At 57.5% G+C, this 18,176-nt stretch carries 14 protein-coding genes, 7 tRNA genes, 2 rRNA genes and 1 riboswitch (1 of these 24 only partly in view); of the genes, 19 read left to right on the forward strand and 4 right to left on the reverse strand.

Annotated features, from left to right (window positions below):
• The 13 genes from EFB11_RS15180 to EFB11_RS15240 all read left to right on the forward strand — a co-directional run.
• A 23S ribosomal RNA gene (locus tag EFB11_RS15180) occupies positions 1-1,027 on the forward strand (it extends 1,810 nt beyond the left edge of the window).
• Positions 1,028-1,110: 83 nt separating this feature from the next.
• Positions 1,111-1,186: transfer RNA gene (locus EFB11_RS15185), tRNA-Lys, on the forward strand.
• Positions 1,187-1,283: 97 nt separating this feature from the next.
• Positions 1,284-1,358: transfer RNA gene (locus EFB11_RS15190), tRNA-Glu, on the forward strand.
• Between the two features lie 122 nt (positions 1,359-1,480).
• Positions 1,481-1,597: ribosomal RNA gene (gene rrf / locus EFB11_RS15195) — 5S ribosomal RNA — on the forward strand.
• A gap of 37 nt (positions 1,598-1,634) precedes the next feature.
• Positions 1,635-1,710, forward strand: a tRNA-Asn gene (locus tag EFB11_RS15200).
• 67 nt (positions 1,711-1,777) lie between these two features.
• Positions 1,778-1,854 (forward strand) — tRNA-Ile (locus EFB11_RS15205).
• Between the two features lie 66 nt (positions 1,855-1,920).
• Positions 1,921-1,996 (forward strand) — tRNA-Trp (locus EFB11_RS15210).
• Between the two features lie 4 nt (positions 1,997-2,000).
• Positions 2,001-2,077 (forward strand) — tRNA-Asp (locus tag EFB11_RS15215).
• A 3-nt stretch (positions 2,078-2,080) separates the two neighbouring features.
• Positions 2,081-2,156: transfer RNA gene (locus tag EFB11_RS15220), tRNA-Thr, on the forward strand.
• A 65-nt stretch (positions 2,157-2,221) separates the two neighbouring features.
• A complete protein-coding gene (locus EFB11_RS15225) occupies positions 2,222-2,893 on the forward strand; it encodes a response regulator transcription factor (protein WP_122791157.1) in 672 nt (223 codons plus the stop codon).
• A gap of 4 nt (positions 2,894-2,897) precedes the next feature.
• Positions 2,898-3,881, forward strand: coding sequence for a sensor histidine kinase (locus EFB11_RS15230; RefSeq protein ID WP_122791158.1), 984 nt, complete (start codon positions 2,898-2,900; stop codon positions 3,879-3,881).
• A gap of 109 nt (positions 3,882-3,990) precedes the next feature.
• Positions 3,991-4,758, forward strand: coding sequence for an ABC transporter ATP-binding protein (locus EFB11_RS15235; RefSeq protein WP_122791159.1), 768 nt, complete (start codon positions 3,991-3,993; stop codon positions 4,756-4,758).
• The gene (locus tag EFB11_RS15240) at positions 4,751-6,763 is read left to right on the forward strand and encodes an FtsX-like permease family protein (protein WP_122791160.1); all 2,013 of its coding nucleotides are present in this window, start codon (positions 4,751-4,753) and stop codon (positions 6,761-6,763) included. The genes EFB11_RS15235 and EFB11_RS15240 overlap by 8 nt, the downstream gene beginning before the upstream one ends.
• A 29-nt stretch (positions 6,764-6,792) precedes the next feature.
• Here EFB11_RS15240 and EFB11_RS15245 read toward each other — a convergent pair whose 3' ends face one another.
• The 3 genes from EFB11_RS15245 to EFB11_RS15255 form a co-directional block, all read right to left on the reverse strand.
• On the reverse strand, positions 6,793-8,061 hold the full coding sequence (locus EFB11_RS15245; protein WP_122791161.1) for a serpin family protein: 1,269 nt from the start codon (positions 8,059-8,061) through the stop codon (positions 6,793-6,795).
• Positions 8,062-8,169: 108 nt separating this feature from the next.
• A complete protein-coding gene (locus EFB11_RS15250) occupies positions 8,170-8,961 on the reverse strand; it encodes an HAD-IIA family hydrolase (RefSeq protein WP_122791162.1) in 792 nt (263 codons plus the stop codon).
• An 86-nt stretch (positions 8,962-9,047) separates the two neighbouring features.
• The gene (locus EFB11_RS15255) at positions 9,048-10,427 is read right to left on the reverse strand and encodes an MATE family efflux transporter (RefSeq protein WP_122791163.1); all 1,380 of its coding nucleotides are present in this window, start codon (positions 10,425-10,427) and stop codon (positions 9,048-9,050) included.
• 198 nt (positions 10,428-10,625) lie between these two features.
• On the opposite strand from EFB11_RS15255, the gene EFB11_RS15260 reads away from it, so the two are divergent.
• Together EFB11_RS15260 and EFB11_RS15265 are read left to right on the forward strand one after the other, a co-directional pair.
• Positions 10,626-11,060 carry a MarR family winged helix-turn-helix transcriptional regulator gene (locus tag EFB11_RS15260; protein ID WP_122791164.1) on the forward strand — a complete coding sequence of 145 codons (435 nt, stop codon included), beginning with the start codon at positions 10,626-10,628 and terminating at the stop codon, positions 11,058-11,060.
• A gap of 116 nt (positions 11,061-11,176) precedes the next feature.
• On the forward strand, positions 11,177-12,157 hold the full coding sequence (locus EFB11_RS15265) for a diaminopimelate dehydrogenase (protein ID WP_122791165.1): 981 nt from the start codon (positions 11,177-11,179) through the stop codon (positions 12,155-12,157).
• 44 nt (positions 12,158-12,201) lie between these two features.
• Here EFB11_RS15265 and EFB11_RS15270 read toward each other — a convergent pair whose 3' ends face one another.
• Positions 12,202-12,762, reverse strand: a complete 561-nt coding sequence (locus EFB11_RS15270; RefSeq protein ID WP_122791166.1) for a hypothetical protein — start codon at positions 12,760-12,762, stop codon at positions 12,202-12,204.
• A gap of 177 nt (positions 12,763-12,939) precedes the next feature.
• Positions 12,940-13,035: riboswitch (purine riboswitch) on the forward strand.
• 50 nt (positions 13,036-13,085) lie between these two features.
• On the opposite strand from EFB11_RS15270, the gene EFB11_RS15275 reads away from it, so the two are divergent.
• From EFB11_RS15275 to xdhC, 4 genes are all read left to right on the forward strand, one after another.
• Positions 13,086-14,357 carry an amidohydrolase family protein gene (locus tag EFB11_RS15275; RefSeq protein WP_122791167.1) on the forward strand — a complete coding sequence of 424 codons (1,272 nt, stop codon included), beginning with the start codon at positions 13,086-13,088 and terminating at the stop codon, positions 14,355-14,357.
• Positions 14,358-14,498: 141 nt separating this feature from the next.
• Positions 14,499-16,805 carry a xanthine dehydrogenase subunit XdhA gene (gene xdhA / locus EFB11_RS15280; RefSeq protein ID WP_442906880.1) on the forward strand — a complete coding sequence of 769 codons (2,307 nt, stop codon included), beginning with the start codon at positions 14,499-14,501 and terminating at the stop codon, positions 16,803-16,805.
• Position 16,806: 1 nt separating this feature from the next.
• Positions 16,807-17,691 (forward strand): xanthine dehydrogenase subunit XdhB, encoded by an 885-nt coding sequence (gene xdhB, locus EFB11_RS15285; protein ID WP_122791169.1) that lies wholly within the window; start codon positions 16,807-16,809, stop codon positions 17,689-17,691.
• Entirely contained in the window at positions 17,685-18,158 is a 474-nt protein-coding gene (xdhC, locus tag EFB11_RS15290; protein WP_122791170.1) for a xanthine dehydrogenase subunit XdhC, read from the forward strand. The genes xdhB and xdhC overlap by 7 nt, the downstream gene beginning before the upstream one ends.
• The last annotated feature ends 18 nt before the right edge of the window (positions 18,159-18,176 follow it).

Genomic DNA, 18,176 nt, shown 5'->3' on the forward strand with positions numbered 1-18,176 from the left:
GCGAAGGTGCGAACTTAAGCCCCAGTAAACGGCGGCCGTAACTATAACGGTCCTAAGGTAGCGAAATTCCTTGTCAGGTAAGTTCTGACCCGCACGAATGGCGTAACGATTTGGGCACTGTCTCAACAGCCCGCCCGGCGAAATTGTAGTACCGGTGAAGATGCCGGTTTCCCGCAACTAGACGGAAAGACCCCATGGAGCTTCACTGTAGCTTGATATTGGATTTCGGTATTCCATGTACAGGATAGGTGGGAGGCTTGGAAGCACGGGCGCCAGCTTGTGTGGAGTCAACCTTGGGATACCACTCTTGGGATACTGGAATTCTAACCTGCGGCCATGAATCTGGTCGGGGGACACTGTCAGGTGGGCAGTTTGACTGGGGCGGTCGCCTCCTAAAAGGTAACGGAGGCGCTCAAAGGTTCGCTCAGCACGGACGGAAATCGTGCAATGAGTGTAAACGCAAAAGCGAGCCTAACTGCGAGAATGACGGTTCGAGCAGTAACGAAAGTTGGAGTTAGGGATCCGGCGGGATGTGAATGGAAATGCCGTCGCTCCACGGATAAAAGCTACCCTGGGGATAACAGGCTGATCTCCCCCAAGAGTCCACATCGACGGGGAGGTTTGGCACCTCGATGTCGGCTCATCGCATCCTGGGGCTGAATTCGGTCCCAAGGGTTTGGCTGTTCGCCAATTAAAGCGGTACGCGAGCTGGGTTCAGAACGTCGTGAGACAGTTCGGTCCCTATCTGTTGCGGGCGTAGGAATATTGAGAGGAGCTGCCCTTAGTACGAGAGGACCGGGGTGGACGTACCTCTGGTGCACCAGTTGTTCTGCCAAGGGCATAGCTGGGTAGCTAAGTACGGACGAGATAAACGCTGAAGGCATCTAAGCGTGAAACTTCCCTCGAGATAAGTATTCCCATCCTTCGGGAGTAAGGCCCCACGTAGACTATGTGGTTGATAGGTCAGGAGTGGAAGCGTGGTAACACGTGCAGCGGACTGATACTAATAGGCCGAGGGCTTGACCTAAAATGAATTAGGAAAAAGCATCTCGATAAAAAAGCGATTGCGAGTAAGTATTGTTCAGTTTTCAGGGTGCAAACCTTTCACATGCACCATTAGCTCAGTTGGTAGAGCAACTGACTCTTAATCAGTGGGTCCTGGGTTCGAGTCCCCGATGGTGCACCACTTTCTTTTTTCTTTGATAAAAAGAAAAAAGAAAGCAAAAAAGAAAATACCTGTATAACACAGGGAAGATCTTTGTAGCTGCGTAAAGACCAGATGTGGCCCGTTGGTCAAGCGGTCAAGACGGCGGCCTCTCACGCCGCAAACGGGGGTTCGATTCCCCCACGGGTCACCAAAAAAGTCTTGACAAAACGATGACGATATGTTATAGTTTAAAAGCTGCGAAGCCGTGTGCAAGAAAAGCGCGAAGCGCAAGTAAAGTTTTCTTTGCTTACTTTCTTGTACACAAGAAAGTAAGTAGGTGTTAATGGTGGCGAGGGTACACCTGTTCCCATCCCGAACACAGTAGTTAAGCTCGCTTACGGTGACAATACTTGGCTGGCGACGGCCCGGGAAGATAACTCAGCGCCTACACCAAAGCATGCTCATGAAAATGAGCATGCCTGTATATTCCTCAATAGCTCAGTCGGTAGAGCATGCGGCTGTTAACCGCAGGGTCGTTGGTTCGAGTCCAACTTGAGGAGCCAATAAGACAGAGTTTGCCGCTGCTGACAACAAAGTGGCGGCAAATTTTCTATCTGCTTTCAAGGATAAGGGCCTTTAGCTCAGTTGGTTAGAGCAGACGGCTCATAACCGTCCGGTCCTGGGTTCGAGTCCCTGAAGGCCCACCACCTTCTTTCTTTTGAAAAAGAAAGTTGGCAAAGAAAACTTCAGTGTTTTCTTGCTATACACAACATAGGGGTATAGCTCAGCTGGTAGAGCAGCGGTCTCCAAAACCGCGTGCCGTGGGTTCGATCCCTACTGCCCCTGCCAAAATGGCCCGGTAGCTCAGTCGGTTAGAGCGCTGGCCTGTCACGCCAGAGGTCGAGGGTTCAAGTCCCTTCCGGGTCGCCATTTGCTGTTGTAGCTCAGCAGGCAGAGCACTTCCTTGGTAAGGAAGAGGTCGACAGTTCGAATCTGTTCAACAGCTCCACCTTGATAAAAGGTCAATCCAACTTCGGATTGACCTTTTTTATTTTTTCCGGGGAGGGATGCACCATGTATAAAATCCTGGTCGTGGAGGACGATCCCATCATCGCGGGCGCGGTGACCAAAGAGCTCATCCGCTGGGGGCTGGAAGCCAAGGCTGCCGAAGATTTTTCCAATATCCGCGGCGAATTTGTCCACTATGCGCCGCATCTCGTAATTTTGGATATTTCCCTGCCGTTTTTCAATGGGTATTACTGGTGCCAGGAGATTCGGAAAATTTCCGAAGCGCCCATTTTATTTTTGTCCTCTGCGGCAGATAATATGAACATCGTCATGGCCATGGATATGGGCGCCGATGATTTTATTCCCAAGCCGTTTGATTTGTCGGTGCTGACGGCCAAGGTGCGCGCCCTGCTGCGCCGCACCTATCACTTTGCTGGGTCGCAGAGTTTAATTGAGCACAGGGGTGCCGTGCTCGACCTGAATGAAGGGACATTGCTGGTCGGGGAGCAGAAGGCCGAACTGACACGCAATGAATTTCGGATTTTGAAGCTGCTCATGGAGCAGCGCGGACAGACCGTGTCGCGCGACGCTATTATGACCCACCTGTGGCAGAGCGACAGCTTTATTGACGATAATACCTTGACCGTCAACATCAATCGCTTGCGCAAAAAGCTCGAACAGCTCGGGCTGGAGGACTTCATCGGCACCAAAAAGGGCATCGGATATTTTGTGAGGTAACGCTATGCGGGATTGGAAAGTCTATTGGATGCTGCCCGTGCTGGTGGTTTGCTTTGCCGGTATTTTTGCGCTGGTTTTGTCGCTCGAGGGCGCGCCGGTGGGCGCGGTTGGGTATGCGCTGCTGCTGTGCCTGGTGCTGGGGGCGCTCGTCTATGGCCTATGCCTGCTGCACGCCTGGCGGCAGCGGGAGCGGCTGCGGGAAGCGCTGCAAAAACTGCCCTATACGCTGGAGGCCGACGCCCTACCGCCTTGTCTGGCGCCGGGAGAAACCGTGTATCAGCAAGCGCTGATCGACTTGCAGCGGGCCTATGCGCTGCTGGAAAGCCAGACCGGCCGCAAACGCGCCGACATGCTCGACTATTATACGCTGTGGGTGCATCAAATCAAAACGCCGATTGCAGCCATGCGGCTGCTCTTGCAGGGGGAACCCCATCCGGCCGGGCGGGAACTGACCGCCGAATTATTCCGCATCGAACAGTATGCCGACATGGCGCTGCAATATCTGCGGCTGGACAGCGAGTCGTCCGATTTTGTGTTTCGGTCGTGTGCGCTCGATGAGATCGTCCGGCAGGCGGTGCGCAAATATGCGCCCCTGTTCATCCGCAGCCAGATTGGGCTGGTGTATGATGGCCTGGACGAAACCGTGCTCACCGACAGCAAGTGGCTGGGGTTTGTCATTGAGCAGCTTTTATCGAATGCGCTTAAGTATACGCCCCGCGGAACGGTCACTATTTCCCAGGACGGGCCCCAAACCCTGGTCATTGCGGATACCGGCATCGGCATTGCGCCCGAGGACCTGCCGCGCATCTGTGAAAAGGGCTTTACCGGCTACAATGGCCGCACCGGGCAGAAATCGACCGGGATCGGCTTATATCTGTGCAGCCGGGTACTCAAAAAGCTGGGGCATGGATTTTCGATCGTGTCCGAGCCGGGCAAGGGCACGCGCGTGACCATTGATTTGTCCATGGTGACGCTGCCGCGCGAGTAACCTTACACAAATGTAAGGAACGGGCCGCGGAATGTAAGGCAAAGCCATGGCAGGCCGGGGCGGGGACGCTGTATAATAGGCACAGAAACGGAAAGGAGTGCTTATCACAATGGCGATTCTCGAGGTGCAGGACGTGGGAAAAATCTACACCACTCGCTTTGGCGGAGCGAAGGTGACAGCATTGACCCAGGTGACCTTCTCGGTCGAGGCGGGCGAGTATGTGGCGATCATGGGGGAATCGGGCAGCGGCAAAACCACGCTGCTCAACATCCTGGCCGCGCTCGACCGCCCCACGGGCGGCGAGGTGCGCTTAAATGGCCGCAGCTTGTCGGCCATCCCGGAACGGGAAATCGCGGCGTTTCGCCGCGAAAACCTGGGCTTTGTTTTTCAGGACTTTAATTTGCTCGACACCTTTTCGCTGCGGGACAACATCTTTCTGCCGCTTGTTTTGGCGGGCAAGCGGTATGACGAGATGGAAGCGCGGCTCAAACCCCTGGCGCGCAAGCTGGGGCTGACCGAACTGCTGGCCAAGTTCCCGTATGAGGTATCGGGCGGACAAAAACAGCGCGCCGCGGTCGCGCGTGCGCTCATTACCGACCCGCAGATCATTCTGGCGGACGAACCGACCGGCGCGCTCGATTCGCGCTCGGCCGACCATCTGCTGCGGCTGTTCGGGGAGATCAACCGCGAAGGGCAGACTATCCTCATGGTTACCCATTCGGTCGTTGCGGCCAGCCATGCCAGCCGGGTGCTGTTCATCAAGGACGGCGAGGTCTTTCATCAGCTCTACCGCGGCAGCATGAGTGAGGAAGAGCTGTTCGTCAAAATTTCGGACACGCTCACGGTCTTGCAGACAGGCGGTGAACGGCATGAATAAACGGCTGTATGCCCGTCTGGCGGCGCAGAACATGCGCAAGAACGCGCAGTTCTATGTGCCCTATCTGCTGACCATCCTGTGTACCGTGGCGGCGTTTTACATCACCTGTACGCTGGCCAGGGCGGAGGATTTGCCCGGTAACATGCGGTATGCCTATCTGTCGGCATTCATGTCCATCGGGTATTGGGTGATCGGTTTTTTTGCGGTCATCTTCCTGTTTTACACCAACAGTTTTTTGATGAAACGGCGCAAAAAAGAACTGGGGCTTTATAATGTCTTAGGGCTCGGCAAGCGGCATATCGCCTGCATGCTGGGCGTGGAAACGCTGTATGTGGCCGTCATCGGCATTGTGGGCGGCATCGCCCTGGGCATGCTGCTGCAAAAGCTGCTGACGCTCCTGCTCTTTCGGCTGATGCACTTTAGCAACGGGTTTTCGTTCTATGTGTCCGGTAAGGCCATCGGCACGACCGTGCTGCTGTTTTGCGCGATCTTGTTTGTCGGCCTGCTCGCAAACCTGCGGCGTATCCATGTGCAGAATCCGCTCGAAACCATGCGAGAGGGCAACGCGGGCGAGCGTGAGCCCAAGACCCGCTGGCTGCTGACCCTCATCGGCGTGGCGTCGCTCGTGGGCGGCTATGCCATTGCGCTGCGCGTGCAGGATGCCATGGAAGCATTTGCGTGGTATTTTGTGGCCGTGTTCTTGGTCATCATCGGCACGTACTGCCTGTTTACGGCGGTCAGCATCACGGTGCTCAAGGCGCTGCGCGCCAACAAGAAATTTTACTACCGGCCGCATGCCTTTATTACCATCTCGGGCATGCTCTACCGCATGAAGCGCAATGCGGTCGGTCTGGCGAACATCTGCATCCTGTCCACCATGGTGCTGGTCATGGTGTCGGGCACGGTATCGCTGTTTTTGGGGACACACGACTTGGTGGACCGGCGCTATCCGGGGGATATCAACATCGAAGTACGGTATACACCGGATGCACAGAATCCCTTCCGACCGGACGACATGCTGGACGCCGTTGAGCAGGGCATCCGTGCCGAAGGGCTGGAACCGGAAAACGTGCGCACCCTGTCTTATACCAAACTCAAGCTGTTCTGGCAGAAGGACGGCAGCATGGAGGTCACAGCAAACGAGGGCAACGACACGCTGATTGTTCTTACGGCGGAGGAATACAGCCGCTTTACCGGGGAAAGTGTGCCGCAGCTGGCGGCAAACGAGGTGCTGGTAAGTGCTGAGAGCCCGGTCGGGGAAGACCTGACCCTCCATTTTGCGGGCCCAGCACGCGACGACACAGTTACTTACCGGGTGCGCCCGGCTGAGGTGTCCGTGGTCGGTATGCCGGCATCGGCAGTCGAAGAAACCGTGCAACTCGTGGTGGCTGACGAGAGTGTACGGCAGTCCATGATCGAGGGTCTGATCGACCCCGGAGAATACGTTAGTTTCATGCGCTGGGAAGCCTATGTGGATACCAACGGCACCGATGAGCAGAACATCGACTGCGCCCAGGCCATTTCAGTGTGGGATGACTTTGCACGCGGTGTCAAAACCGGCCACTGGGAGTTCTATCGGGTAGAAAGCAAGGCAGCCCGGGCGACCGACGCCTATGCGCTCAACGGCGGCTTCTTCTTCCTGGGGCTGTTTTTGGGGCTGGTGTTCCTGCTCGCGGCCGCGCTCATCCTGTATTACAAGCAGGTATCTGAGGGCTATGAGGACTGCGAACGCTATCGCATCATGCAGAACGTGGGTCTGGAAAAGAAAATGGTGCGCCGGTCGGTCAACGCACAGATCTTGGTGGTGTTCTTCCTGCCGCTGCTGGTGGCAGCCGTCCATGTGGCGTTTGATTTCCGGCTGATGAGCTATCTGCTCACCCTGTTTGGACTCAAAAACACCGGGCTGACGCTCGCCTGCACCGGGGCCAGCTTCCTGGGCTTTGCGGTGGTGTATGGCATCGTCTACTGGCTGACGGCACGGGTCTATTATCGCATTGTGCAATAAAAAAACTCCCCCAGCTGGGGGAGTTTTTCTTATGTCGGATTTGCACATACGCCGATAAAGAGCGGGGTACCGTTTGTCGCTTTGATGATGTACAGGAACGGGCGGTCGAGTCGCATGTCGGCTTGGTCCTCGGGGGCAGCTGAACCGGCATAGCTCAGTTCGGTATAGGCGGCCGCCTCAACGCCCTGCTCGTTGACGCCAATGTAGGTCTGCTGCGAAGCGCCAGACAAAAAGGCGGGCTTCAGGGACGTCATATCCGACAGGTCGGCGCGTTCAGCGTCAAACAGGTCGGTCACGCCGCAGGCTTGCAGCATGGGCTTGAGGTCCAGCTTGCTGTCATAGGAGAACTTGGGCACCGTCCAGGTGACGTGGCCGTATTTTTGCTGCTCCTCGGTGCCGCCCGCGAGGATGGCCGACAGGCGTTCCGGGGTGAGCAGGTCGGCGGGCGCGACGCCTTCATCGGGCAGGACAAAGGTGACGCTGCCCTGGCTTTTCAGGGAGAGTCCGGCGGCCAGATAGCCGTCCCCGCGGACAAAGCTGGACAGGGTTTTGCGGTGCATATAGGTCGCGTCCGGGGTCGTGCCGTCCGCGCAGTGGAAGGGCTCGACTGTGTTCTCGTCGGCGTCAAACAGGGCGGTCCACTGGTCGGTCAGGTAGATGGTGTTCATCAGATACAGGATGGTGTCCGGGGTGGGCTGGATGGTGGGCTGGATCTTGCCGCCCGTGTGGTCAGCGACCCATTGCTCCATGGCCGTAACGGTCGCAGGCGCGTCCAGGTCGGCGGTGTACAGTGAGGCATAGAAGTCCTCAGACGCGGTTTGCAGGAAGGCAGGAGTAAACTCTGAGCCGCTTTCCATCCACAGGGCGTTTGCGATCTGCATTTTGCCGACTTCGTTGTCGGTGTACAGTACCCGGTAGAGGTTGCCGCAGTTTTGCGTGAGCGTGTCCACATCAGACGCGCTCAGCAGGTCCAGCAGCTGGGTTTCGGTGTTGCCCGCCGCACCGGCGGCGCTTAGAGAGAGCGCAAAATACAGGCTGGCCGGAGAGTAGCAGGCATTTTCCTGACCGGTGAGCAGACCGGCCGTGGTCTGGGCGGAAAAGTCACGGATGGACGTCAAAAAGGTTTCGTCGACCGGATTTTGGTCCCAGATGGCGCGTTGGGCATAAAAATCGTCAAAAGCGGGGGCACTCAATGCCGCTGGGGCAGCGGCCTGGGTGACCGAAGAGGCGGGTGCCGCGGGCGCTGACAGCAGCGGCAGGACGGCGGACAACAGCAGGGACAAAGTTTCGCGGATCATACAAAACACTCCTTTCCGAAATACACCCCTTTTATAAAGATAGACGGATGTGCATTCCACTTGGTTCCGGGAAAAGAAAAAATCTCCTGCCGAAGCAGGAGATTTTTATTACACGTGAGCGGGCGGGATGTCGCCGACGCCGCTTAAAATATGGCGCGGACGGTACGCATAGTTTTCCACATCCGAGCGCGAGGTGCAGCCCGAAAGCACCAGGACGGTATCCAGGCCGCTTTCCATGCCGGCAACGATGTCGGTATCCATGCGGTCGCCGATCATGGCGGCTTCTTCCGAATGCACGCCCAGCATGCGCAGGCCGGTGCGCATCATCAGCGGGTTGGGCTTGCCGACATAGTAAGCTTGCTTGCCGGTCGCCAGTTCGATGGGGGCGACCAGTGCACGGCACGCCGGGATAATACCCTGCTCGGAGGGACCGGTCAGGTCGGAGTTGGTGGCGATCAGACGTGCGCCGCGCTGCACATAGCCGACTGCCTTGATGATGGTTTCGTAGTTGTAGCCGGTCGTTTCGCCCGCAATGACATAGTCGGGGTCCACGTCGTTCATGGTGATGCCTACATCATACAGGGCATTGACCAGGCCAGGCGCGCCGATGACATAGGCCGTGCAGCCGGGCGACTGGTTAGCCAGAAAGGCAGCCGTCGCCAGCGCCGAGGTGTAGAAATGGCTTTCGTCCACATCCAGACCCATGCGGCCGAGCTTTTGCTGCAATTCGCGCGGCGAACGCTCGGACGAGTTGGTCAGGAACAGAAAGCTTTTGTTTTCCCGGTGCAGCCAGTCGACAAATTCGGTCACGCCCGGGAGCAGACGGTTGCCGTGATAGATGACACCGTCCATATCGCAGATGAAGCCCTTTTTGCTTCGAAGTTCTTCCAGATGGTTCATATCATGTACTCCTTGTTTGTTACAAGATTTTCAACACTTCTATTATGAACCGTTTTGGCAGGAGAATCAACGAAATTTTTGTAAAGTTATGCTTTCTGAGCGGCTTCTTCCAAGGGGTGAATCTCCTTGCGGTATGCGTAGCGCAGGAATACGACGCACAAAATCAGGGCAACCACTTCGGCGACCGGGAAGGCCCACCAAACAGTCGAAAGACCACCGATGCGGCTGAGGACATAGGCGACCGGCAGCAATACGAACAGCTGACGGACGACCGAAATCCACAGGCTGAGCATGCCATGGCCCAACGCCTGGAAGAAGGACGAACAGATGACGCTCACACCAGCCAGCAGGAAGCTGATGCTGATAATGCGCAGCGCCGGGACACCGATTTCGAGCATCTTGTCCGAAGCGTTAAAGAAGCTGAGCATCAGGTTGGGAGCCAGCTGCATGACTGCGAAACCGAGGACCATAATCAGGGTCGCATAGACGACCGCCAGAGTGAAGGTCTTTTTCATGCGGTCCGGTTTGCGTGCACCGAAGTTGTACGCAATGATCGGCACCATGCCGTTGTTCAGGCCAAAGACCGGCATGAACACAAAGCTTTGCAGCTTGAAGTAGACGCCAAAGACCGCCGTTGCCGTGGACGTGAACGAAATCAGGATTTTGTTCATGCCAAAGGTCATCACCGAGCTGATGGACGCCATGATGATGCTGGGCACGCCAACCGCATAGATGCGGGCAATGGTCGCGCCGTGCGGCCGGAAGCCCTTGAAGGAAAGCTGGATTTCCGGGTTTTTGGCGTGGTTGATGAAAATCGAGACGATAAACGCAACGATCTGGCCCAGAACGGTGGCCGCTGCGGCGCCGGCAACGCCCATTTTGGGGAAGGGCCCAATACCGAAAATAAACAACGGGTCAAAAATAATATTGAGGATCGCGCCCAGACCCTGGGTGATCATCGTATAAAAGGTTTTGCCGGTCGATTGCAGCAGACGCTCAAAGCAGATCTGACCGAACAGACCAAAGGACAGCAGGGTACAGATCAGCAGATACTGAGTACCGCCGTCGACAATGGCCGGGATGTCGGTTTGCAGCTGAAAGAATGTACGCGAGAAGAATACACCGATGATCGCAAATACGATAAAGCTGACCAGGGCCAAAAATACGCCGTTGCGCGCGGCGCGCTGTACCCGTTCGGTATCGTGTTCGCCCAGGCTCTTGGACAGCAGGGCGCTGATACCAACACCGGTACCGGTTGCGACCGAGATCATCAGGTTTTGCATGGGGAAGGCGAGCGAAACCGCATTGAGCGCATCCTCGCTCAGCTGGGCAACAAAAATGCTGTCTACTACGTTGTATAGTGCCTGCACCAGCATGGAGATCATAATCGGGACCGACATGGTCAGAAGCAGCCGATTGACCGGCATGACCCCCATCTTGTTTTCTTCCATTTGTTCGTTTTGCATGCCATCACTCCTTTGGACTTTTAAAAGTTTCGTAGGAAACAAAATAAAGCAAAAAAATACGCAGAGATAAAACTCGTGCATTACATATTGTAGCGAAAAAAGGCGATATTGTCAATCATAAATGCAAAAAAATCTTGACACGGGGAAAAACGTTGTTTACTATAATTGTTGCAAGGGAAACGGAAAGGAGAACCGCCAATGCAAGAGATCGACGAGCAGGAATTGCTCAAATGTATTTCCATCTTGCAGCGCAAAACACAGATTTTTTTAAACAGCCGCCTGGATGGTTTGGGGATTACAGGTGGTCAGGCGCCGTTCCTGGTCGCAGTCTGTCAACGCGGCAGTATGGCACAAAATCACTTGTGCGAAGTGATGGATATGAGCCGCGGTACGGTCGCCAAAATGCTGGCCAAGTTAGAAGAGGAAGGCTATGTGAAACGCTGCTGCAACCCCGACGATGCGCGCGCGGTGGATGTATATCCCACCGAGCGGGCACAGGCGCTGTATTCCAAACTGTGCCAGCATGGAAAGGAATGCATCGAGAAAATGACCGAGGACATGAGTCAGGTGGAATGTATGGCGTTTTATGAACTCATGCGCAAGGCCTGCAGCAATATGACACAGCCTCGATAAGCGGTTTTTTTGCCGCGGCAGCCGGGCATTTTCTGGACAAGACCGGCCAATGATGGTATAGTGGAAACAGAAATCATCTGCCCGTTTCGGGCGAACATAAAGGAGATCAAAAGACTATGTCCATTCGCATTGGTATCCTGGGTTACGGTAACCTTGGCCGCGGCGTAGAAGCGGCCATCCACCAGAACCCAGATATGGAACTGAAAGCTGTATTCACCCGTCGTGCACCCGAAGCGCTGCACATTGCTACCGAAGGCACTAAGGTGCTGCATGTTGACCAGGCGGAAAGCATGAAAGACGAGATCGACGTACTGATGATCTGCGGCGGCAGCGCGACCGACCTGCCCGAGCAGACCCCCAAGTATGCGGCGATGTTCAACGTCATCGACAGCTTTGATACCCACGCACGCATCCCTGAGCACTTTGCCAATGTCGACGCTGCTGCCAAGAAGGCCGGCAAGGTTGGCATCATCTCGTGCGGCTGGGACCCGGGTATGTTCTCGCTCAATCGCCTGTATGCAAGCTGCATCCTGCCCGAAGGCAACGATTATACCTTCTGGGGCCGCGGCGTCAGCCAGGGCCATTCGGATGCCGTTCGCCGCATCGAAGGCGTCAAGGATGCCCGTCAGTATACCGTACCGGTGCCCGCAGCACTCGAAGCCGTTCGCGCTGGCAAGAATCCGGAACTGACCACCCGGGAAAAGCACACCCGCGAGGTGTATGTGGTTGCCGAGGAAGGCGCGGATTTGGCCCGCATCGAAAAGGAAATCAAGGAGATGCCCAACTACTTCTCCGATTATGATACCACCGTGCATTTCATCGACGCCGACACCCTGGCGCGTGAACATGCCGGTCTGCCGCATGGCGGTTTTGTCATCCGCAGCGGCCAGACCCATGGCGGCAACAAGCACATCATCGAATACAGCCTCCAGCTCGATTCCAACCCGGAATTCACCGGCTCGGTCCTCGTTGCCTATGCCCGTGCGGCTTACCGCATGGCCAAGGAAGGCATGTCGGGCGCCAAGACCGTCTTTGACATCGCGCCGGCGTACCTGTCCGCTCAGTCGGGCGAGGAACTGCGCGCACACATGCTCTAATCGCAAGAAAAACGCCCGAACCGACCGGTTCGGGCGTTTTTTTGTCAGGTAGCTTCCTCAAGGTCAAACAGCGGTTCCACGGAATGCACGATCGTTGTGCCGTCTTCATCGAAGAAAAAAATCTCCAGCTTACCGTCCAGCTGGAACAGGTCCTCCAGGTTTTCCAGTTCGGTGGTTTCTGGCTGTGTTTTGTACTGAAAATGGTAGGAGGTCGTCTTGTTTTTCCCAGGGAGAACGGGACCGTCACCTGCGGTAGACACTTGGACATTCTCGTCGCCCAGGTAAGCATCCATGATGGAGACTAAGACCTCACGGTCACAGGTGTTGGTGGTCTTGAGGGTTAAGCATTTGGCCATCCGGTCCCAATTCACCTTTTCGTGGAGATCGACCACTTCTACGGTGACATACTCGTCCTGGTAGAGCATCACCGGGGGATCGAGCTCAATCACCCGCGGCTCGGACTTTTCGGACTCTTGGAACTCCGAAACCTCTACATCCTGGTTGGCCTTTTCGTTGTCGTCCGCTGCGTTTTCGTTCCCCCCGCAGGCCGCAAGCGTGGTCAGCAGCAGGGCTGCTGCCACCAAAAAGGCAAGTTTCTTTTTCATACTTCTTCCTCCTATTTGTGAAAATTTTCAAAAATAGATAAAAGTATTGTACGCTTTTTTATATATTCTGTCAATGCGCTTTGCGGCGTTCTCCGGCTGCTTTTTGCGATTGACACCCGGGGCGGGTTGGTGTATAATCACAATAGCAAGTGAATATCTGCGGAGAAAGCTGTGCGTTTTCTCCAAAAAATTCAGGCTTATATAGGCTCATAATCGGTTGAGCGTTTCTACCAACTACCGGAATAGTTGACTATAAGCCCGCTTTTTCGAGCGGGTTTGCAGCAGCATTCCCGCAGTTGGCTTTTTGTTTTTAGGAGGCGTTTATGAAACCGAATTTTATCTTGAAGGGCCATATCCTGTTCAGCCGCACGCCCGAGACGATTGACGTGACCGAAAACGGTTATCTTGTCTGCGCGGACGGCGTCTGCGCGGGCGTGTATGCCGAAATCCCGGAAGCCTATGCCGGGCTGCCGGTGCACGATTGCGGCGACAAGCTGATCGTGCCCGGATTCACCGACCTGCACGTCCATGCGCCGCAGTATACTTTCCGGTCGCTCGGCATGGATATGGAACTGCTCGACTGGCTGAATACCTATACCTTCCCCGAGGAAGCACGGTATGCCGACCCGGCCTATGCCGCGCAGGCGTATGATCTGTTCACGCAGGAGCTGCGCCGCAGCGCGACCACGCGCGCGTGCATCTTTGCCACCCTGCACCGTGAAGCGACCGAAATCTTGATGCGCAAGCTGGACGAAAGTGGCCTGCGCACCTATGTGGGCAAGGTCAACATGGATCGCAACAGCCCGGACGATCTGCGCGAAGCGAGCGCGGCCGCGTCGCTGGACGACACCCGCCGCTGGCTGGACGAGGTCGGGGGACTCACAAACTGCAAGCCCATCCTGACCCCGCGCTTTACGCCCTCGTGCACCGACGAACTGATGGCCGGATTGGGCGACCTGCAACAGCAGACCGGTCTGCCGGTGCAGAGCCATTTGTCCGAAAACCAGGGCGAGATCGACTGGGTACGCGAACTGTGTCCCAATACGGCCGACTATGGCGAAGCATACAGCCAGTTTGGCCTGTTCGGGGAGAACGGGCCGTGCATCATGGCCCACTGCGTGCATTGCACCGACCATGAGATCGACGCGATGCGGCAAAACGGGGTGTTTGTGGCCCATTGTCCGCAGTCCAACACCAATCTGGCCAGCGGGATTGCGCCCGTGCGGCGGTATCTGAAAGACGGGCTGCGCATCGGTCTGGGCACCGATGTGGCAGGCGGCGCACACTTGTCGGTGTTCCGCGCTCTGACCGACGCGGTTGCGGTTTCCAAGCTGCGCTGGCGGCTGGCAGACCAGAGCCTGACGCCGCTGACCTTTGCCGAAGCCTTTTTCCTGGCCACCCGCGGCGGCGGCGCGTTCTTTGGCAAGGTGGGCGCGTTCGAACCCGGTTATGCGTTCGATGCGCTGGTGCTGGACGATGCCGCGCTGCCCGCGCCGCGTCCCATGACCGTGCGCGAGCGGCTCGAGCGCATCGCCTACCAGCTTGAGGACCGGGCGGTCGTCCACAAATATGTGGAGGGCTGTCAGCTGTTTTAACAAAATGGAATCAGATAACGGATTGTATAATATACGATTTGCAATCAGAATACAAATTGTATAAATCAACAAAGAGCAATATGATTACGAATAGTATTATACAAAACGTAATCATATTACAAATTGGATAAGGGGGCGAGATTGATGGCAATCGGAGAGAGCAAAAAACGGGTCGATGCCTACGCCAAAGTGACCGGGCAGGCGCAATATGTGGCCGATATCGAGCCGCGGGACGCCTATGTCGCGCGGCTGGTGCGAGCTGACATCGCAAATGGCCGGGTGCTGGGCTTTGGTTTGGAAGAGGCGCGGGCCGAGCCGGGCGTGGTGGCCATTTACACCTGTTTCGACGTGCCGGATATCCAGTTCCCGACCGCCGGACACCCCTGGTCAACCGAGCCCTCCCACCAGGACATCGCCGACCGCAAGCTGCTCAACGCCCGCGTGCGCGTGTATGGCGACGAAGTGGCGGTCGTGGTGGCGCGCGACGCGGTGGCGGCTGCGCGCGCGGTGCGCAAGGTGAAGGTGCAGTATAAAACCTATCCGCCGCTGGATACCCCCTTTGACGCCATGGCCGAGGGTGCGACTGTCCTGCATCCCGATTTGCGGGAAAGCAATGTGCTGGCGCATTCGTCCTTTGTGCTGGGTGACCGCAGCTATGCCGAAGCGCGGGCCATCCCGGGCGCGATCGAGGTCTCCAAGGAATACGCAGTTGCCCCGGTGCAGCACTGTCATTTGGAGCCCGTGCACGCCTGCGCTTATGAGGAGGGCGGCAAGATCGTGGTGATTTCGTCCACCCAGATTCCGCACATCGTGCGCCGGGTGGTCGGGCAGGCGCTGGGCATCCCCTGGGGCCGGGTGCGGGTCATCAAGCCCTACATCGGCGGCGGGTTCGGCAACAAGCAGGATGTGCTGGTCGAGCCGCTGGCCGCCTGGCTCAGCCAGCAGCTGCACGGCCATGCGGTCAAAATCGAGCTGACGCGCGAGGAGATTTTCACCTGTACCCGGGTGCGCCATCCGTTTACCTGGCAGGTGCGCGGGCTGGTCATGCCGGACGGCACACTGCTCGGCCGCCGGTACCGCGCCTGGTGCAACCAGGGCGGCTATGCCTCCCATGGGCACGCGATCGCCGCCAACGCGGCCAACATGTTCAAGCAGGCGTATCACGACCAGTGCGCTCTGGACTCGGAAAGCTGGACGGTCTACACCAACCGTACCACGGCGGGCGCCATGCGCGCTTATGGTATCCCCCAGGGCGATTTTGTCACCGAAGCGCTGACCGACGACCTGGCGCACGCCATCGGCATGGATCCGTTGGCCTTCCGGCTGAAAAACTGCATGCCTGAGGGCTATGTGGACCCGCATACCGGAATCCCCTGCCTGTCCTATGGGCTCAAGGAGTGCATACAACAGGGCGCCGAAGCCTTTGGCTGGGCGGAAAAGCGCGCAAAGTATCAAAACCAGACGGGCAACACGCGGCGGGGCGTCGGCATGGCGCTGTTCATCTACAAGACCGGCGTGTATCCGATCTCGCTCGAAACCGCGGCCTGCCGCATGTTATTAAATGAGGACGGCACCTTGCAGCTGCAAATGGGCGCGACCGAGATCGGCCAGGGCGCGGACACGGTCTTTACCCAGATGGCCGCGACCGCGACCGGTATTTCCGAGGAAAATATTTTCATCCAGTCCAGGCAGGACACCGATGTGACGCCGTTCGACACAGGCGCCTATGGTTCGCGGCAAAGCTATGTCAGCGGCAAGGCGGTCAAAAAGACCGGCGAAACGCTCAAGGCCCGCATTTTGACCTATGCGGCCGGCATGCTGGACTGCGACCCGGAAACGCTTGATTTGCGCGAGGACGCCATTTGGTGCGGGGAGGAAAAGCGCCTGACCGTGGCCGAAGTCGCCATGGAAGCCTGTTACAGCCGCACGAACAGCGTGCATCTGGCCGCCGAGGAGAGCATCCACTGCACCGAAAACACCTTTGCCACCGGCTGCTGCTTTGCCGAGGTCGAGGTCGATGTGCCGCTCGGCAAGGTGCAGGTGCTGCGGCTGCTCAATGTCCACGATTCGGGCACGATTTTGAATCCCGACCTGGCCCGCGCCCAGGTGCATGGCGGCATGTCCATGGGGCTGGGGTATGCGCTCAGCGAAGAACTGCTCTATGATAAAAATGTGCGGCCGCTCAACGGCAATCTGCTCGACTATAAACTGCCCACGGCCATGGATTCGCCCGAATTCGAGGTCATGTTCGTCGAGATTCCCGACCCGTCCGGGCCATTTGGCAACAAGGCGCTCGGTGAGCCGCCCGCCATCCCGGTGGCCCCGGCGGTGCGCAACGCCGTGCTGCACGCCACTGGCGTGGCGGTGGAAAGCTTGCCGCTGTCCCCGCAAAAATTGGTCGAACAGTTTCAGGCCGCGGGCCTGATCGAAGGAAGGAGGCCGGGATAGTATGTATGACATTGCAGGGATTTATCAGGCGCAAAGCGTCTTTGACGCCGTGTGCGCCCTGCGGGACGACCCGGAAGCCGTCCTAATCTGCGGGGGCACCGATGTGCTCATTCAGGTGCGCACGGGCAAGCTGGCCGGGCGGCGGCTGGTGTCCATCCACGGTCTGCCCGCCCTGAGCGGTGTGTTTTCCGAGCCGGACGGCACCCTCCGCGTCGGTCCGGCGACGACCTTCTTTGACTTAAGCGCTCATCCGGTCATCCGCGAGCGGGTGCCTATGCTCGGCCAGGCAGCCGATCAGGTGGGAAGCCCGCAGATTCGCCGCATGGGGACCATTGGCGGCAACATCGCCAACGCGGCCACGAGCGCCGATACTGCGCCCAGCCTGTTTGCCTATCAGGCCGTGCTCGAACTGACCGGGCCGGATGGGGTGCGCCAGGTGCCGATTGCTGATTTTTATACCGGCCCGGGCAAAAGTGTGCGAGCCCACGACGAAGTATTGACCGCCATCCGCATTTCGCCCGCCGATTTTACCGGTTTTTTCGGCTGTTATCTCAAATACGGCAAGCGCAATGCCATGGAAATTTCCACGCTGGGCTGTGCGGCGCTTGTGCGGCTGGACGGCGCCGGACGGGTGGAGGATTTGCGGCTGGCCTTTGGCGTGGCGGCGCCCACGCCCATCCGTTGCGGTGCAGCCGAAGCGCTCGCACGCGGTAACGTGCCGGACGAAGCCCTCTATGACGCCTTGGCCGACGCCGTGCGGCAGAACATCACCCCGCGTTCCAGCTGGCGGGCATCGGCCGATTTCCGTCTGCAAATCGCAGGCGAACTGACCCGCCGCGCGGTGCGCGACGCGGTACGGCAGGCAAAGGAGGGAGCGGCATGTTGAAAATCGTGCATTTCATCGTCAACGGCCAGCCGGTCGAGGTGGCTATCGACGAGCGGGAGGCCCTGCTCGACACCTTGCGCACCCGCCTGGGGCTGACCAGCGTCAAGCGCGGCTGCGAGGTGGGCGAGTGCGGCGCGTGCACCGTGCTGGTGGACGGCCGGGCGGTCGATTCCTGCCTGTATTTGACCGTGTGGGCCGAAGGAAAACATATACTTACCGTAGAAGGATTGCGAGAAGATAACGGAGAGTTATCTATTATCCAGCGCGCGTTTATCGAGGAAGCGGCGGTGCAGTGTGGCTTCTGTACGCCCGGCTTGATTTTGTCGGCTGTGGAGATCATCGGGGAAGGGGAACCCCGCACACGGGACGAACTGCGGCAGCGGATTTCCGGGCATTTGTGCCGCTGCACAGGGTATGAGAACATTTTAAACGCCGTCGAACGCGCGCTGCGCGAAAGTTTGCCCTAAGAGAAAAATCCCTCCCGC

It is taken from the genome of Intestinibacillus sp. Marseille-P6563, assembly GCF_900604335.1.
Lineage (GTDB): Bacteria > Bacillota > Clostridia > Oscillospirales > Butyricicoccaceae > Butyricicoccus_B.

Bases quoted from the DNA above. Each gene is read 5' to 3' on its own strand.
- EFB11_RS15225 (WP_122791157.1), top strand. From the start codon at position 2,222: ATGTATAAAATCCTGGTCGTGGAGGACGATCCCATCATCGCGGGCGCG.
- EFB11_RS15230 (WP_122791158.1), top strand. From the start codon at position 2,898: ATGCGGGATTGGAAAGTCTATTGGATGCTGCCCGTGCTGGTGGTTTGC.
- EFB11_RS15235 (WP_122791159.1), top strand. From the start codon at position 3,991: ATGGCGATTCTCGAGGTGCAGGACGTGGGAAAAATCTACACCACTCGC.
- EFB11_RS15240 (WP_122791160.1), top strand. From the start codon at position 4,751: ATGAATAAACGGCTGTATGCCCGTCTGGCGGCGCAGAACATGCGCAAG.
- EFB11_RS15245 (WP_122791161.1), bottom strand. From the start codon at position 8,061: ATGATCCGCGAAACTTTGTCCCTGCTGTTGTCCGCCGTCCTGCCGCTG.
- EFB11_RS15250 (WP_122791162.1), bottom strand. From the start codon at position 8,961: ATGAACCATCTGGAAGAACTTCGAAGCAAAAAGGGCTTCATCTGCGAT.
- EFB11_RS15255 (WP_122791163.1), bottom strand. From the start codon at position 10,427: ATGCAAAACGAACAAATGGAAGAAAACAAGATGGGGGTCATGCCGGTC.
- EFB11_RS15260 (WP_122791164.1), top strand. From the start codon at position 10,626: ATGCAAGAGATCGACGAGCAGGAATTGCTCAAATGTATTTCCATCTTG.
- EFB11_RS15265 (WP_122791165.1), top strand. From the start codon at position 11,177: ATGTCCATTCGCATTGGTATCCTGGGTTACGGTAACCTTGGCCGCGGC.
- EFB11_RS15270 (WP_122791166.1), bottom strand. From the start codon at position 12,762: ATGAAAAAGAAACTTGCCTTTTTGGTGGCAGCAGCCCTGCTGCTGACC.
- EFB11_RS15275 (WP_122791167.1), top strand. From the start codon at position 13,086: ATGAAACCGAATTTTATCTTGAAGGGCCATATCCTGTTCAGCCGCACG.
- xdhB (WP_122791169.1), top strand. From the start codon at position 16,807: ATGTATGACATTGCAGGGATTTATCAGGCGCAAAGCGTCTTTGACGCC.
- xdhC (WP_122791170.1), top strand. From the start codon at position 17,685: ATGTTGAAAATCGTGCATTTCATCGTCAACGGCCAGCCGGTCGAGGTG.